This is a genomic window from Synechococcus sp. R55.8 (genome assembly GCF_047461895.1).
In the GTDB taxonomy this organism is placed as follows: domain Bacteria; phylum Cyanobacteriota; class Cyanobacteriia; order Thermostichales; family Thermostichaceae; genus Thermostichus.
This window is the reverse complement of the sequence record NZ_JANSIB010000016.1, coordinates 16,189-30,334: the sequence shown is the minus strand read 5'-3', so window position 1 is coordinate 30,334 and position 14,146 is coordinate 16,189. Positions and strand designations below refer to the sequence as shown.

At 58.3% G+C, this 14,146-nt stretch carries 14 protein-coding genes; 6 read left to right on the top strand and 8 right to left on the bottom strand.

The features are described from left to right. The 3 genes from NW829_RS03070 to NW829_RS03060 form a co-directional block, all read right to left on the bottom strand. The coding region (locus NW829_RS03070; protein ID WP_414416406.1) for a CHASE2 domain-containing protein at positions 1-1,022 on the bottom strand (1,022 nt) is incomplete at its 3' end. Between the two features lie 175 nt (positions 1,023-1,197). After that, positions 1,198-3,336: a polyribonucleotide nucleotidyltransferase gene (locus NW829_RS03065; protein ID WP_011433060.1), complete on the bottom strand. Its 2,139-nt coding sequence runs from the start codon at positions 3,334-3,336 to the stop codon at positions 1,198-1,200. A gap of 59 nt (positions 3,337-3,395) precedes the next feature. Then, positions 3,396-3,677, bottom strand: coding sequence for a MoaD/ThiS family protein (locus NW829_RS03060; RefSeq protein ID WP_414416405.1), 282 nt, complete (start codon positions 3,675-3,677; stop codon positions 3,396-3,398). A gap of 251 nt (positions 3,678-3,928) precedes the next feature. Here NW829_RS03060 and NW829_RS03055 point away from each other — a divergent pair, with 251 nt between their 5' ends. Beyond that, positions 3,929-4,831, top strand: a complete 903-nt coding sequence (locus tag NW829_RS03055) for an arylamine N-acetyltransferase family protein (protein ID WP_414416404.1) — start codon at positions 3,929-3,931, stop codon at positions 4,829-4,831. A gap of 59 nt (positions 4,832-4,890) precedes the next feature. Next, positions 4,891-6,531 carry a 2-isopropylmalate synthase gene (locus tag NW829_RS03050; protein ID WP_414416403.1) on the top strand — a complete coding sequence of 547 codons (1,641 nt, stop codon included), beginning with the start codon at positions 4,891-4,893 and terminating at the stop codon, positions 6,529-6,531. Positions 6,532-6,661: 130 nt separating this feature from the next. Here NW829_RS03050 and NW829_RS03045 read toward each other — a convergent pair whose 3' ends face one another. The 4 genes from NW829_RS03045 to NW829_RS03030 all read right to left on the bottom strand — a co-directional run bounded on the left by NW829_RS03045 (position 6,662) and on the right by NW829_RS03030 (position 9,228). Then, positions 6,662-7,690: an ATP-binding cassette domain-containing protein gene (locus tag NW829_RS03045; RefSeq protein ID WP_011433056.1), complete on the bottom strand. Its 1,029-nt coding sequence runs from the start codon at positions 7,688-7,690 to the stop codon at positions 6,662-6,664. Between the two features lie 133 nt (positions 7,691-7,823). Next, positions 7,824-8,027, bottom strand: coding sequence for a phycobilisome linker polypeptide (locus NW829_RS03040; protein WP_011433055.1), 204 nt, complete (start codon positions 8,025-8,027; stop codon positions 7,824-7,826). Positions 8,028-8,193: 166 nt separating this feature from the next. Then, positions 8,194-8,679 carry an allophycocyanin subunit beta gene (apcB, locus tag NW829_RS03035; RefSeq protein WP_011433054.1) on the bottom strand — a complete coding sequence of 162 codons (486 nt, stop codon included), beginning with the start codon at positions 8,677-8,679 and terminating at the stop codon, positions 8,194-8,196. A 63-nt stretch (positions 8,680-8,742) separates the two neighbouring features. Continuing rightward, positions 8,743-9,228, bottom strand: a complete 486-nt coding sequence (locus NW829_RS03030; RefSeq protein ID WP_414331342.1) for an allophycocyanin — start codon at positions 9,226-9,228, stop codon at positions 8,743-8,745. A 342-nt stretch (positions 9,229-9,570) separates the two neighbouring features. Here NW829_RS03030 and hslO point away from each other — a divergent pair, with 342 nt between their 5' ends. Together hslO and NW829_RS03020 are read left to right on the top strand one after the other, a co-directional pair. Beyond that, entirely contained in the window at positions 9,571-10,461 is an 891-nt protein-coding gene (hslO, locus tag NW829_RS03025) for an Hsp33 family molecular chaperone HslO (RefSeq protein WP_414388045.1), read from the top strand. A 47-nt stretch (positions 10,462-10,508) separates the two neighbouring features. Then, positions 10,509-11,513, top strand: coding sequence for a glycosyltransferase family 2 protein (locus NW829_RS03020; RefSeq protein WP_414349686.1), 1,005 nt, complete (start codon positions 10,509-10,511; stop codon positions 11,511-11,513). Here the strand turns inward: NW829_RS03020 and NW829_RS03015 are convergent. Continuing rightward, positions 11,505-12,632, bottom strand: a complete 1,128-nt coding sequence (locus NW829_RS03015; RefSeq protein ID WP_414343203.1) for a YcjF family protein — start codon at positions 12,630-12,632, stop codon at positions 11,505-11,507. The genes NW829_RS03020 and NW829_RS03015 overlap by 9 nt on opposite strands. A gap of 422 nt (positions 12,633-13,054) precedes the next feature. Between NW829_RS03015 and NW829_RS03010 the strand changes: the two genes are divergently transcribed. Both NW829_RS03010 and NW829_RS03005 read left to right on the top strand, forming a co-directional pair. Further along, the gene (locus NW829_RS03010; RefSeq protein WP_414328986.1) at positions 13,055-13,606 is read left to right on the top strand and encodes a Dps family protein; all 552 of its coding nucleotides are present in this window, start codon (positions 13,055-13,057) and stop codon (positions 13,604-13,606) included. A 123-nt stretch (positions 13,607-13,729) separates the two neighbouring features. Next, entirely contained in the window at positions 13,730-14,008 is a 279-nt protein-coding gene (locus NW829_RS03005) for an Asr1405/Asl0597 family protein (RefSeq protein ID WP_414414030.1), read from the top strand. Positions 14,009-14,146: the final 138 nt, after the last annotated feature.

Here is a 14,146-nt window from a genome sequence, read left to right as displayed (position 1 = left end):
TCGGGGTCAAGGGGAGGGATCCCTTCTTGGCCGCGGCAGGCTTGGCTGGGGTTGACCAAAGTGCTCCGCACCGCTGTCGCGACTGAGCCAGCAGACCCGGATCCTGCCTGGAGAACAGCTGGAGGGCAAACCCGTTCGATGGGGATGATGGGGATCCCGTGCTGGGATCCGAGGGGGTTGAATTGGATCGGCTGCAACCCCCGCTCGCGAAACCAGCGGCTGGCCCGCTCCGGGTCGTATTTGGCAAAAGCCAGAGCCTCGACCGAGGCGAACATCTGCTCCTCTTGGCTGTCGCGGCGCAGGTAGAGCCCCCGCAACTGGGCCTGGCGCAGGATCCCGGCCCTGTCTACCCGATGTTGCACCACCCCCTGCACATGTTCTGGCGGCACCAAGTACTCCAGCCGCAGGGAAGAAAAGGGCAGGAAATGGTTGTAGATGTTAATCTCGGAGCGGCCAAAGCTCTCGCTGCTGCGGGTGGCCAGGACCAAGCGATCTGGGTAGCGCTGCACCACCTGACGCAGAGGGGCATCTAAGTTCTCGTTGCCCAGGTTTTGAGGTACCACAAAGCTGCTGGGCAGGTTTAGCACCACCACCCTGGCCTCAGCTTCTTCCAGTAGACGCAACGTCAGGCCGGCGTAGTTGGCCCGTTCCAGAAGGAAGTCAACTTGATGTTGGCCAAGGTGCTCTGCACCACTGGTGCGGCCATTGCTTTCCCCCTGTCCGCTGTTCCCGTTAGCGGGAACGTGCTCCGCACCGCTGTCGCGATCGAGTCCTATACGACCATCAATGCCGACGATCACCACCTCGGGAGAAGGCTGCTGAGGGCCACGCCAAGCGTACAGCCACTCCTGGGCGTCGCTCTCCATCCGCACCAACAAAGGATGCTGAGCAGAAAGGTTAAGCAGAGCAGCCCAACCCAAGCCCCAAGCCAACGCCCAGCCTAGCCGCCGCCGGGAGGGGGACAGTCGAGCTGGAGAAGTATAGCCTTGGCCAACGAGAAAGGGAGGGACGGGATCCGGCATATTGCAAAGGGCTTTGCACCGCTGACGCGACCACACGAACGGCAGTGCAGACGCGAGCCAGCTAAAAAGCGCTCCGCACCGCTGTCGCGATGGAGTTTTCTCTGCCATTTTGGCCGCTGCCGGCGGCTGTCGAGGGGATCCCTGGCCCCCCCGTTGCTGGGGGAAAACCGCAGCCTCAGTGGTGATGGTTGCGCACCCGCGCTGCTTCCTCAGGGCTAATGCCGAGGCGAGTGAGGTTGATGCGGCCTTTGTGATCGATGCTGCGCACCTTGACCACCACCTCATCTTCCACAGCCACCTCGTCTTCCACCCTGCCGACGCGGTACTCCGCCAGTTGCGAAATGTGGATCATGCCCTCTTTGCCGGGCAAAAACTCCACAAAAGCGCCGATGGGGATGATGCGGGTCACCTTGCCCAAATACACCTGCCCCTCTTCCACCCGCCGCACCAGATTTTCGATCATCGCCCGCGCCGCCTCCGCCTGGCCGCCCACCGAGGAAGACACGGTGATTGTGCCGTCGTCGCTGATGTCCACCTTGGCCCCTGTCGCTTCGGTGATGCCGCGCACGGTCTTGCCACCGGGGCCGATGATCTTGCCGATGTCCTCCGGATCCACCTTGAACGTGAGCAGACGGGGAGCCGTTTTGGCCAACTGGGGTCGAGGCGCAGCAATCGTCTCCAGCATCTTGTCGAGGATGAACTCGCGTCCGGCCTTGGCTTGCCGGATGGCCTGTTCCACCACGTCAACGGTGATGCCGGTGATTTTCATGTCCATTTGCAGAGCGGTGATCCCCGCCCGCGTACCGGCCACCTTGAAGTCCATGTCGCCCAGAAAGTCCTCGATCCCCTGGATGTCGGTGAGGATGCGCACCTCGTCCCCCTCCTTGATAAGACCCATGGCCACCCCGCTGACCGGCGCTTTGATCGGCACCCCAGCATCCATTAGGGAAAGAGTGGAGCCACAGACGGATCCCATCGAGGTGGAGCCGTTGGAGGAGAGCACTTCCGAGACCACCCTCACCACATAGGGAAACTCCTCTTCCTTGGGCAGCACCGGCACCAAGGCCCGCTCCGCCAGCGCCCCATGACCGATCTCCCGCCGTCCCGGCGAGCGTGAAGGCCGCGTTTCTCCCACCGAAAAGCCCGGAAAATTGTAGTGGTGCATGTAGCGCTTCTCATCCACCGGGTGCAAGTCGTCCAGCTCCTGGGCATCGCCGGGGGTGCCGAGGGTGGTAATGGAAAGGACTTGGGTGAGGCCGCGATTGAACAGGGCACTGCCGTGCACCCTTGGGATCAAACCCACCCGGCAAGAGACCGGTCGCACCTCGTCCAGCTTGCGTCCATCCACCCGCACCCCCTCTTGCAGGATCTGCTGGCGCATCAGCTTCTTGAGCAGAGCCTTGAACTGATTGTCCAACTCCTTGGGATTTTCCAGAAGATAGAGCCGCAAGGGATCCCCCTCTGGCCGTTCCTGGATTTGGGCCTCCAGCTTGGCCTTGAGCTCCTCCAGTTGCTGTTCCCGGCTGGTCTTGTCCAAAAACTGCCTGAGAATGGAGCGAATGCCCTCCTGAGCCTGCTCTTCTACAAAGGCAATCAGCTCCTCGTTTTTGGGGGGAGGGGGCAGCTCTACCGGGGTGATGTTGAGATCCGCCAGGACTTGCTGTTGGGCTTTGAGCAGCTCCTGGATGGCCTCAAAACCAAACTCGATGGCCTCCACCACATCCTTTTCCGGCAGTTGGTTGGCCCCGGCTTCCACCATGATCACGCCATCGGCACAGCCGGCCACCACCAAATCCAGATCGCCCGCCTCAATTTCGGCATAAGTGGGGTTGAGGATAAATTCATCCTTGACCAAGCCCACCCGCACCGCCGCCACCGGGCCGTTGAAGGGGATGCGAGCACCGTGAATGGCCAACGAGGCTCCCAAAATACACAACACATCGGGCGGCACCGTATCGTCCACCGAGAGGGTGGTGGCCACCACCTGCACATCATCCCGCAGCCATTCTGGGAACAACGGACGAATGGGTCGGTCTATTAAGCGAGAGATCAAAGTGGCCCGTTCCGGTGGCCGGCCTTCTCGCCGCAGATATCCCCCTGGGATCCGCCCCGCTGCGTAGAGGCGCTCTTCGTAATCGACCAACAAGGGCATAAAATCAACGCCAGGCCGGCCTGGCTGCCGTGTGGCGGTAACCAAAATCGAGGTTTCGCCCGAAGTCAGCCAAACCCCACACCCTGCCTGGGGGGCCATCAGCCCAATATTGATGTCAATTTCCCGCCCATAAAAGGAAATCGACCGAGTGTATTCTGCCATGTAACGCTTCGCCTTCTTTTTTTCTTGCCGCTATCGTAGCATTCTCCTTTTGCTCCTTTTCAGCCCCCGCTGACCGGAGGGATCAGAACGACTTCGTCTCCCGCCGATAGGTGGGTGTCGGCAGCTACAAAATTGAGGTTGAGACCGAAACGGGTTTGGGAGCGCCAAGGAGCCAAGCTGGGGTAGCGCTGGATCAGTTGATCGCACAGCTGCCCGACGGTGGTACCAGGGCTCACCTGCAGGCGCATCTCGGTTTGTCCGATTACTTCTTGATAGACGGCAAAGAGCTTCAGCGTGATGGGAAAAAGCTCATCGGAGGGCAAATTTTGGGCAGCAGCCATCGGTAGCGCTCCCACCTGCTTTGAACGATCTTGTGGACAATATTGGGCAATCTTTGGCCGGTTTGTCCACCAGAATCCTCTGCCCATATCCTGGCCATCAGGGATCCCTACAGCCACAGAAAAATCGGCTCCGGGGAAAAGATGCCGTCTTTCAGATTCCAGTGAACTGTTCTTCTGGCTCTGGCCGGGGATCCGGGGCAAGGCTAGGGTAGGCCAAAAGCTTGCTTGGCAGCCAACCGGTTTCTGTGCTGATGCTAGAGCCACTGACCCCCTCCCAAATCAGGGCCTACTTGGATCGGATTGGCTACGTTGGCCCCACCCAGCCCACCCTGCAAACCCTCCGCCAGATCCACCTAGCCCACCTGCTGCGGGTGCCGTTTGAAAATCTGGACATTCATCGGGGTCGTGCCATTCGCCTGGAGCGGGATCCCCTGTTTCACAAGATTGTCCGGGAGCGGCGGGGTGGGTTTTGCTTCGAGCTGAACAGCCTGCTGGCCGCTGCCCTGCAGGGGATGGGGTTTTCGGTACACCTACTCTCAGGACAGGTGAGCCGGTCGGAGTTCGATGTCCGCTTTGGGCCTGAGTGCGACCACTTGGCTGTGCAGGTGAACATTGGCGATACAGCCTGGCTGGCAGATGTGGGGTATGGGGATGCCTTTCGCGAACCGCTGCGGCTGGGGGATCCCGGGATTCAAGCCCAGGCTGAAGGACGCTACCGCCTCACCCCTTGGCCAGGGGATCCCACTGCTTGCCGTTATTGGCTCATTCAGCAGGAACAGCCGGATCGCACCTGGAAAACTCTATTTCTTCTGGATCGGATCCCACGCTCCCTGCAGGAGTTCGAGCCCATGTGCCACTTTCACCAAACTTCGCCAGAATCGATGTTTACCCGGCTGCGCCTTTGCACCCTGGCCACTCCGACCGGACGGGTCACCCTCACCGCCCGCGCCAATGGCTCTTTTAAGTGGATCGAGACCACCCCAGAAGGCCGCCGGGAACGCCCTCTCAGGGATGAGAAAGAGTATGAACAACTGCTCGCCTGCGCCTTCGGGATCCGCCTTTCTCCATCTCCTTCTGCCGCCGAGGAACGCAGGGAAAACAAGCCAAATGGCAATTTAACAGAGCCCACCCCAATCTCCCCCGAGCCAGGTTAGAACCCCTGCCAGTTAATGTCAAAATAGTAAGGCAATGTTTCGTTATCCCAGTAACCGTTATGGATGCTGCCGCGGTCGCTGCGTTTGATGGCCAAGCTTTGGATCACGTACTCATTTTCGACACCACCCTGCGAGACGGGGAGCAGTGCCCCGGCGCCACCCTCAACACCGAAGAAAAGCTGGCCATTGCCCGGCAGTTGGCCCGGCTGGGCGTCGATATCATCGAAGCGGGATTTGCCTATGCCAGCCCCGGTGACTTTGAGGCCGTGCAGAAGGTGGCCGAGCAGGTGGGAACCCCCGATGGCCCTGTGATTTGCAGCCTGGCCCGTGCCCTAAAGCCGGACATTGAGGCCGCCGCCGCCGCCCTGAAGCCTGCTGCCAAGCCCCGCATCCACACCTTCATCTCCACCTCCGACATTCACCTGAAGTATCAGTTGCGCAAAACCCGCGCCGAAGTGCTGCAAATTGCCGAGGAGATGGTGGCCTACGCCAAGTCCTTCGTGGACGATGTGGAGTTCTCCATGATGGACGCCACCCGCTCCGATCCCGAGTTCCTATACCAGGTGATTGAGGCGGCCATTCGGGCGGGGGCCAAAACCATCAACATCCCCGATACCGTCGGCTACGTCATGCCGGAGGAGTTCGGCCAACTGATCAAGGGCATCCGCGAGAACGTGCCCAACATCAAGCAAGCGATCCTTTCTGTGCACGGCCACGACGATCTGGGCGTCTCGGTGGCCAACTTCTTGGAAGCGATTAAGCAGGGCGCCCGTCAGGTGGAAGTGACGGTCAACGGCATTGGTGAGCGGGCCGGCAACACAGCCCTGGAAGAGTTGGTGATGGCCCTGCATGTGCGGCGCAGCTACTTCAACCCCTACTTCGGCCTGCCGGTGGACTCCGAGAAGCCCCTCACCCACATCAAAACTCAGGAGATCTATCGCACCTCGCGCCTCGTCTCCAACCTCACCGGCATGTTGGTGCAGCCCAACAAGGCTATCGTCGGCTCCAACGCCTTTGCCCACGAATCCGGCATCCACCAGGACGGCATGTTGAAGAACCGCCAGACCTATGAGATCATGGATGCCCAGACCATCGGCCTGCAATCGAGCACCTTGGTGTTGGGCAAGCACTCGGGCCGCAACGCCTTCCGCACCCGCCTCAAAGAACTGGGGTTCGAGCTGTCGGAGCAGGATCTGAACAAGGCCTTCTTGCGCTTCAAAGAGCTGGCCGACAAGAAAAAAGAAATCTCCGACCTGGATCTGGAAGCGATTGTTAACGACGAAACTCGCCCGGTGCCCGAACTCTACCGCCTGGAGCATGTCCAAGTGGTGTGTGGCAATCGAGAGGCTCCCACTGCCACGGTGCGCCTGGTAACCCCGGAAGGGGAAGAGCGGGTGGACGCTGCCGTGGGCACAGGCCCGGTGGATGCGGTGTACAAGGCCATCAACCGCATCGTCAATATCCCCAACAAGTTAATCGAGTTTTCTGTCCAATCGGTTACTGCCGGCATCGACGCCATTGGGGAAGTCACCATCCGCCTGCGCCACGAAGACCGCATCTTTTCCGGCCATGCCGCCAACACCGACATCATCGTCGCTTCGGCCCAAGCCTACATGAATGCCCTCAACAAGCTCTACTCTGCGCTGCACGCGGCACGCTCGACGGCTGACCAGCGCGAGGCTGCTGCCCAGAAGATCTGAGGGAAGGGTTAGGGAATCCCAGTCGTTTCCAACAAAGCTGGGATCCTTCGCTGCTGACCCTCACCCCCAGCCCCTCTCCTCTTGGGGAAGAAGGGAGCCCACGCTCAACCTAACCCTGTTGCAAATGACCCTATGGGCTGGCCGAAGGGATCCCATCCGCAAACACCCGCCCGATCACTTCCTCGATGGGCGGGTCGGTTACCGTTAGATCCAGCACATCCAGCTCTGCCAAGAGCTTGGCCACCGTTTGGGTGAGCTGCTCCCGCTGCACCCACAGCCGCGCCTCACAGCTGCCCGGATCCCCGTCCGTGCGCACCTCTCCATAGAGCTGCAGTTGGGCAACAGGGCAAGGGCGAGCCAATTTCAACCTCACCTCTCGGTAGGGGGCAAAGCGCTCCAGCAATGCCTCGAGGTCGCCATCGTACATGAGCTGCCCCGCGTTGATGACCAGCACCCGTTGGCACAGCGCAGTAATATCGGCCATGTAATGGCTGGTCAACAGCACCGTTGCTCCATAGCGGCGGTTGTAATCCCTCAGAAATTGCCGCACGCCGGCCTGGGCGTTGACATCCAACCCCAAGGTGGGCTCGTCCAAAAACAAGATCTGCGGGCGGTGCAACAGAGCCGCCAACAGCTCCGCCTTCATCCGCTCCCCCAAGGAAAGCTTGCGCACTGGTTGCTTCAGCTTGCTTTCTAGGTCGAGCAGCTCCGCCAGCTCCCCCACCCGCTCCCGAAACTCCTTCTCAGGGATCTCGTAAACGGCAGCGTTGATGCGCAAAGAGTCCATTGCCGGCAGATCCCAAATGAGCTGCTGCTTCTGCCCCATCACCAGGGTGATCTGCCGCAAAAACGCCGGCTCCCGGCGGTAAGGCACATGACCCACCACTTGCACCGTGCCGCCGGACGGATAGATCAAACCAGTCAACATCTTGAGGGTAGTGGTCTTGCCCGCCCCGTTGGGCCCCAAAAATCCCACCATCTCCCCCGGCTGAACTTGAAAGCTCACGGACTGCACTGCCGGGATGTGGCGATAGGTGCGGCGAAAAAAGTGGCGCAGGGTGCCAACCACTCCGGGATCCTTGACGGCCACCGGGTAAACCTTGCTCAGGTTGTGGGCAGCGATGATTGGCTCCAACCGGGTCGGCACATCAGGCAACATCTACCCCCACCCCTACAAAACGGCCAGATCCGCTACCCCAACCCCAAGAACAGAGCTTCCAGAGCTGGGCATACCGGATCTGCAGAGGGCTATTTCTCAGTATCCGAGGGAAAGCAACGAACGAATAGGGGAACTACAGCAGTCCTACGTCCATCCCAGGCTTACCCGTGGCCAGCTCCACCTTCAGGATGCGGCCACCCGATTTCTGGATGCGCTGCTGTTCCCGAAACCAGTTCTCATAGGGCACCAGCTTGGTGAAGTAGGTATTTTGCAGCTCCCGCTGGGTGCGAATTCGGGTTTGGCTGGGCACACAGGCCGTGATCTTGAACATGCGCATGATATGGGATCCCCGCTCAACAACAAAATGGGCTATCTTGACCAGCAAAACAGGCGACTCACCCCAGAAAGCTCGCGTACTTCAGCTAGCACACCAGATCCCTGTGGCAAATCGCCCGCCGTGCTCGTTGAAGAATGCACCTCCCCTGAGGCAATGACGCCGGGAGTTAGCTCAGGCCAGAGCAGATGTAATCGAAGTACACCCCCATTTCCTTGCCGGCCTCAGCACCCACCAGAGCGGCAGTTACCTCTTTCATGGCTTGGATGGCCTGGATGGTTGCCCCAATGGGCACTCCCAGGGAATTGTAGGTCTCCTTGAGCCCGTTCAGCACCCGCTCGTCCAGAATGGAGGGATCCCCGGCCAGCATGGCGTAGGTGGCGTAGCGCAGGTAGTAGTCCATGTCGCGGATGCAGGCAGCATAGCGACGGGTGGTGTACATGTTGCCACCGGGACGGGTGAGATCGGAGTACAGCAACGCCTTGGCAGCAGCATCCTTGACGATGGTGGAGGCATTGGCCGCGATGGTGGCAGCCGCCCGCACCCGCAGCTCGCCTGTGGCGAAGAAGGCTTTCAACTTCTCCATGGCCGAGCTGTCCAGATACTTGCCTTGAACATCGTAGCTGTTGATTACAGCAGTAATTGCGTCTTGCATGATGAGCTTCCTAAATCCAAATCGACGAACAGCAAAGGGTTGTGCGGCAAAAACAATGAGGGATTAGCTCATTGCCCCCACCACAAAGTCGAAGTAGTAGCCGGCTTCAGCCGCATCGTCAGGAGAGAGCAGACCCATGGCCACCTGCTTCATTTGACGAATGCTCTCGGCCACCGCCGGAATGGGTGTGCCCAAAGAGTTGTACATCTCGCGAACACCCACCAGGCCGATCTCTTCGATTGGGGTGACATCGCCGGCAATGACACCATAGGTGATCAGGCGCAGGTAGTAGTCCATATCCCGCAGGCAAGTCGCCGTCATCTCTTCCCCGTAGGCATTGCCCCCCGGAGAGACAATGTCAGGGCGCTTCTGGAAGAGCTGGTCGGCAGCTTGTTTGACGATGCGCTCACGAGACTCGGTTAAGACTTGAGCAATGCGCAACCGCTTCTCACCCGAGGCAACAAAGGACTTGATCCGATCCAGTTCCCCCGGGCTGAGGTAGCGGGCCTCCGCGTCCGCGTTCACAATCGATTTCGTAACAACACTCATGGATATCCATCCTCAAGTCGATTTTTTAAAGAGTATGACGAGCATACCCGCAAGTTATTTTCCGATATGCTTGCCGTCTGCCATCTCAGATCTTCACACTTCTTAAAATCTCTCCCAGAAAAGGGACAGTCCCATTCCCGCCCCGACAGGGCAGTTCCCTCCCCAAAGTCCGGCAAGAGAGGGGCTACAATCTCACTTAGACTCACTTAGAATGAAGGCTGAGTCGCCAGGGGATCCCTGCAGGCTTGGTTTAAGACATGCGTTGAGGTTGCGATGACGGATGCCTCTGGGTCAGAACGATTGAAGCGAGCGAAAGGTATTTCTGAGGGTACGCCCTCATCTCTGCCGGATCACCTCATCCGGGCCACGGCGGCAGAAGGCAAAATCCGAGTGGTGGGCTTGGTGGCCACCCAGGCGGTACAAGAGGCAAGGGAGCGGCACAAGCTCTCCTATGTGGCGACAGTGGCCTTGGGGCGGGCCATGAGCGCAGCCCTGTTGCTAGCGGCCAACCTGAAGCGGCGCCAGGCGCGGATTAACCTGCAACTGAAAGGGAATGGCCCCTTGGGCAACATCTGGGTGGATGCCGGCTTGGATGGCACGGTACGCGGGTATGTGAGCAACCCCGCCATTGAGCTTCCTCTCACTGCCGAGAGCAAGTTGGATGTGGGCCAAGCCGTTGGGCGCTATGGCTACCTCCATGTGCTGCGGGATCTGGGGTATGGCCAGCCTTACACCAGCGCGGTGGAGCTGGTTTCGGGAGAGGTGGGAGACGACATCACCTACTACCTCTCCTCCTCAGAGCAGATTCCCTCGGCAGTCCTTCTGGGGGTAAACCTTGACTCGCAGCGGGTACGCGCCGCCGGCGGAGTGTTGTTGCAGCTGATGCCAGGGGCGCCGGCCAGTCTGATCCCAGAGATGGAAGCCCGTTTGGCCAAAGTGGAAGAATTTAGCCCGATGTTGGCTGGTGGCGGCGGCTTGCGGGAGCTGTTGCAACTTTGCCTGGGCGACTTGGATCTGAAAATTGCGCCGGAAATGCGCACCATCCGCTTCTACTGCAAGTGCAATTCCGACCGGGTGAAGGGGGCCCTGCGCATGCTGGGGCGGGACGAGTTGCTCGATATGATCCACACCGACAAGGGGGCAGAAGCGGTTTGCCAATTCTGCAACGAGGTCTACCGCATCTCGGAAGACGAGCTGCGCTCGATTGTGGCGGAGATGTCGGCCACCCCCTGATGGCACAATGATGGCCAACTACGGGATCCCGATTCTGACACCTCTCGATGTTGTCTGAGCCCCCGGTTGAGTTGGTTGAATTATCGGTTGTTGTCCCCTGCAAAAATGAGGCGGACAACCTGGAACACCTGTTCGAACGCCTGCAACTTACCTTGGAGCCGCTGGGGATCCCCTACGAGATTATCTGCGTCAACGATGGCAGCCAAGACAACACGCTGGAAAAGCTCATTGCCTTCCATCGTCGGGATCCCCGTATCAAAGTGGTGAACCTTTCCCGTTGCTATGGCAAGGAGATCGCCCTTACTGCCGGCCTCGATCACGCCTCTGGTCGAGCTGTTGTTCCCATCGATGCCGACTTGCAAGATCCGCCGGAGCTGATCCCGGAGATGCTGCAGCAGTGGCGGCAAGGCTATCAGGTGGTTTATGCAGTGCGTCGCAGCCGCCGCGGGGAGAGCTGGCTAAAACGCTTTACAGCCAACGGCTTCTATTGGTTGATTGATCAACTCAGCCAGGTGCGGATCCCGCGCAATACGGGGGATTTTCGACTGCTGGATCGGCAGGTGGTGGAGGCAGTTAAACAGCTGCGAGAGCGCACCCGCTTTATGAAAGGGATCTTTGCCTGGGTGGGCTACCGGCAAACGGCCATTTTTTACGATCGCGCCCCCCGCTTTCGCGGCAAAACCCAGTGGAACTACTGGCGGCTGTGGAACCTAGCCATAGAAGGCATCACCTCTTTTAGCTCTTGGCCGTTGCGGGTGTGGAGCTACATAGGGTTGGCGATCTCGGTTCCAGCCTTTTTGTATGGCCTTTTTCTCATCATCCGCACCTTGCTCTTTGGCTCCGATGTACCTGGCTATGCCTCTTTAGCGGTGATGATCTTGTTTTTGGGCGGGATCCAGCTGATCAGCTTGGGCGTGATTGGCGAGTATTTAGGCCGCGTTTTTGAAGAAGTGAAAGGCCGCCCCCTCTACCTGGTCGATGGCACCTTTGGGTTTGAGACCCCACGACCTTCCCCTGCCCTAGATTCAGTACCTACGCAAAAGCTAGGATGAAAAGTCATCTTTCAGAGTTTTGGATCCCGAGGCAACATAACTTTGGTACTCGCGTATAAAGATATCTTTCATCTCTTCTGGAGATAGCTGGATCCCTTGGATTTTGGCGCGGGCGATGGCCTTCATCAGCTCGATATAGGCCAGGCCCAGAGAGAGAGTGAGGGTGGCTGCCGTAGTGGATTGGATAGCGCTGCCTACAATCCCCGGGCCGGGAATCATCTTCAGCAAGTTGGACACAATCGTTCGCCCGATTGCTGTTGTAATTGTAGTGCCTGCCAAAGCGGCTATCAAAGAGTAGTAAAAAGAAGGGGAAGCCTCGAAGCCAAAAATAAAGCTGATATTGGCAATCATGCCTGCTTGGGCTGTAACCAACAGAGGGGCATCTGCAAAGGGAAGGGGCACTGCCCCGATAAACGCTGCACTGGCCACATAGCCTGATACGTACTTAAAGGCAGCCTCGGCTTTGAGATCCACCCGCAGCAATTGCTGGCGGATAAAGGCAAGGCGAGCCACTTCCGGCAAAAGCTCTAGCGTGCAGCCAATTAGGTGCTCCAGCCCGTGGGCAGGAATGGTAATTTGCCGGTTAATCGCCTTGTTGCGGGCCAAAACGGGAACAATGTAGCGGACAGGCAAATTTTGATGCTGCAAATACCGGAAAAACTCGCTCTCTTCAGGATTGGGATATTCCAAGCATTGGGTTAAGACCAAGATGACGGGAACGTCTTTGAGTTCCAACTCCTTTAGCCATTTGCGTTCAACTTCCTCCAACCGCTTCAGTTCGTGGTGGAGGCAGTACCAAACAACATGGATGTGATGTTCAGGATCCTTAAAGCGCAGCTCCTCGATAAGCTGGGAAACCTCCAGGCGAACTTGCTGATTCTGTTCACCGTCTAGTTCCATGCCAGGTGTATCGTAGATGGTGATTGGGCAACCTGGCTTGGAATACTGACGAATGTGGCGGGTGACGGGGCTGCCAACACCGGTACGGGCCAGCTCATCTCTAAACACTGCATTGACCAAGGTGCTCTTGCCCACCCCGCTTTTGCCAATGACCAGGATGTTGCAGTGGCCCAACTCTGTCTGCGCCTCTAGGAGGTCCTTCTGTAGTATCTGAGACACCGAATTCCAGAAAGACTTAAAGGCTTCTGGCTTCTCGAGAGATTCAGAAGCTTCTGGGATGCCTCGGGCACGGTCAACAATTTGGCGGGTTAGGTCAGTCAGTTTCTCTAAGAAGGATGGGCTTTTCTGAGACATGCTTCTTGCTTCTTCCCCTAAGGCCGATAGCCCCACAAAGGTAGTTCAGGGCGGATCCTACTGCCAAGTTTCTTCCGATACCGGAGACTGACCTAGCCAAGAGCCAATCTGTCTGCGCCCTGATCCCACTCCAAAGGGATCCGCAACAACGGGTTTATTGAGAGTTATTCACAAGAGCCATTTTCTGCACTATGCTAGATTTGGAGGCAAACACCCAGGGATCCCAGGCCCGTTGTGGCGGGCGCCCTAGGATTCACAGCTCCTTTTAACTTGTGCTGGAGAGTTTTATGTCCGAAACTTCAACCCTGCGCCAGTCTTTCAACAGCGTGCGCGACAATCCTGTCTTGCTTGGCACCGAGATAACCCAGCCGGTTTGCGAGGGGATGAACGCCCTGCTGGCCAGCTTCCAGGGGCTGTATTTGCAGTACCAAAAGCATCACTTCGTGGTGGAGGGCACCGAGTTTTATCCGCTGCACCAGCTTTTCAAAGATCATTACGAGCAGGTGAGGGAGCATGTCCACGACTTGGGAGAGCGCCTGGAAGGTCTGGGAGGTGTGCCGGTAGCCACCTTCAGCGGCTTGGCCCAGCTTTGCTGCTTTACCCCTGAGCCGGATGGAGCTTTTGGGGCGCGGCAAATGTTGATGAACGACCTGGCGGCAGAGCAGGCCATCATCGATCTGCTGCGGCGGCAGGCAGCCCAGGCGGAGAGCCTTGGGGATCGGGCCACTCGCTACCTCTACGAGCAAATCCTGTTGAAAACAGAGGATCGCGCTTTCCATCTCCATCACTTCCTGGCCAACGATAGCCTGGTCTTTGGCTTGATGAACGGCAGAGTCTAGCCAGAGGGTCTACAGGTGGGCTTGAGCCTGCCTAGCTTCCGGCCTCTGGCTTTTTTTTGAAAGGCTATTGAGAATTTGTTTCATCTCTTCACTATTCTTTACTCTGAGGTGCTGATCCCGGCCATGAACCCCGCCTTTCTGGACTCTGAGCGCGGTTATCTTTTGGATATTCCTCTGGGCGAGCGCTGGCGCGTTGGTCGGCGGCTGATGGAATTGGGGATCCCGGCGATTTGTACAGGAGATGGTCGGCTGCGGGTGGAGGTGAGTACTCCATTGGCTGTTCTACAGGTGCGCAGTGTGATCCGTCAGCACACAGCGCGGCGACAGGAGTTATTGGATGGCCTAGAGGTTTGTTGGCAGCTCAACACAGAGGCTGGGGGTCAAGATGAGCAAGTTCCCTAAGCAAGGAATCCCGTTTGAGTCGGAAGGCCGGTTTTTGGGATTTCTTCCCGATAAAGACGGCAAGCTCAAGTACCTGCGTTGGCAAGCCGGAGCGGACGTTTTTTCCGGCAAGATCCCCAAGCCCCTGCGTTCTGCCCT

Bases quoted from the DNA above. Each gene is read 5' to 3' on its own strand.
- NW829_RS03005 (WP_414414030.1), top strand. From the start codon at position 13,730: ATGAACCCCGCCTTTCTGGACTCTGAGCGCGGTTATCTTTTGGATATT.
- NW829_RS03020 (WP_414349686.1), top strand. From the start codon at position 10,509: ATGTTGTCTGAGCCCCCGGTTGAGTTGGTTGAATTATCGGTTGTTGTC.
- NW829_RS03060 (WP_414416405.1), bottom strand. From the start codon at position 3,677: ATGGCTGCTGCCCAAAATTTGCCCTCCGATGAGCTTTTTCCCATCACG.
- NW829_RS03040 (WP_011433055.1), bottom strand. From the start codon at position 8,027: ATGCGCATGTTCAAGATCACGGCCTGTGTGCCCAGCCAAACCCGAATT.
- NW829_RS03010 (WP_414328986.1), top strand. From the start codon at position 13,055: ATGTCCGAAACTTCAACCCTGCGCCAGTCTTTCAACAGCGTGCGCGAC.
- NW829_RS03050 (WP_414416403.1), top strand. From the start codon at position 4,891: ATGGATGCTGCCGCGGTCGCTGCGTTTGATGGCCAAGCTTTGGATCAC.
- NW829_RS03030 (WP_414331342.1), bottom strand. From the start codon at position 9,228: ATGAGTGTTGTTACGAAATCGATTGTGAACGCGGACGCGGAGGCCCGC.
- NW829_RS03055 (WP_414416404.1), top strand. From the start codon at position 3,929: ATGCTAGAGCCACTGACCCCCTCCCAAATCAGGGCCTACTTGGATCGG.
- apcB (WP_011433054.1), bottom strand. From the start codon at position 8,679: ATGCAAGACGCAATTACTGCTGTAATCAACAGCTACGATGTTCAAGGC.
- NW829_RS03065 (WP_011433060.1), bottom strand. From the start codon at position 3,336: ATGGCAGAATACACTCGGTCGATTTCCTTTTATGGGCGGGAAATTGAC.
- NW829_RS03045 (WP_011433056.1), bottom strand. From the start codon at position 7,690: ATGTTGCCTGATGTGCCGACCCGGTTGGAGCCAATCATCGCTGCCCAC.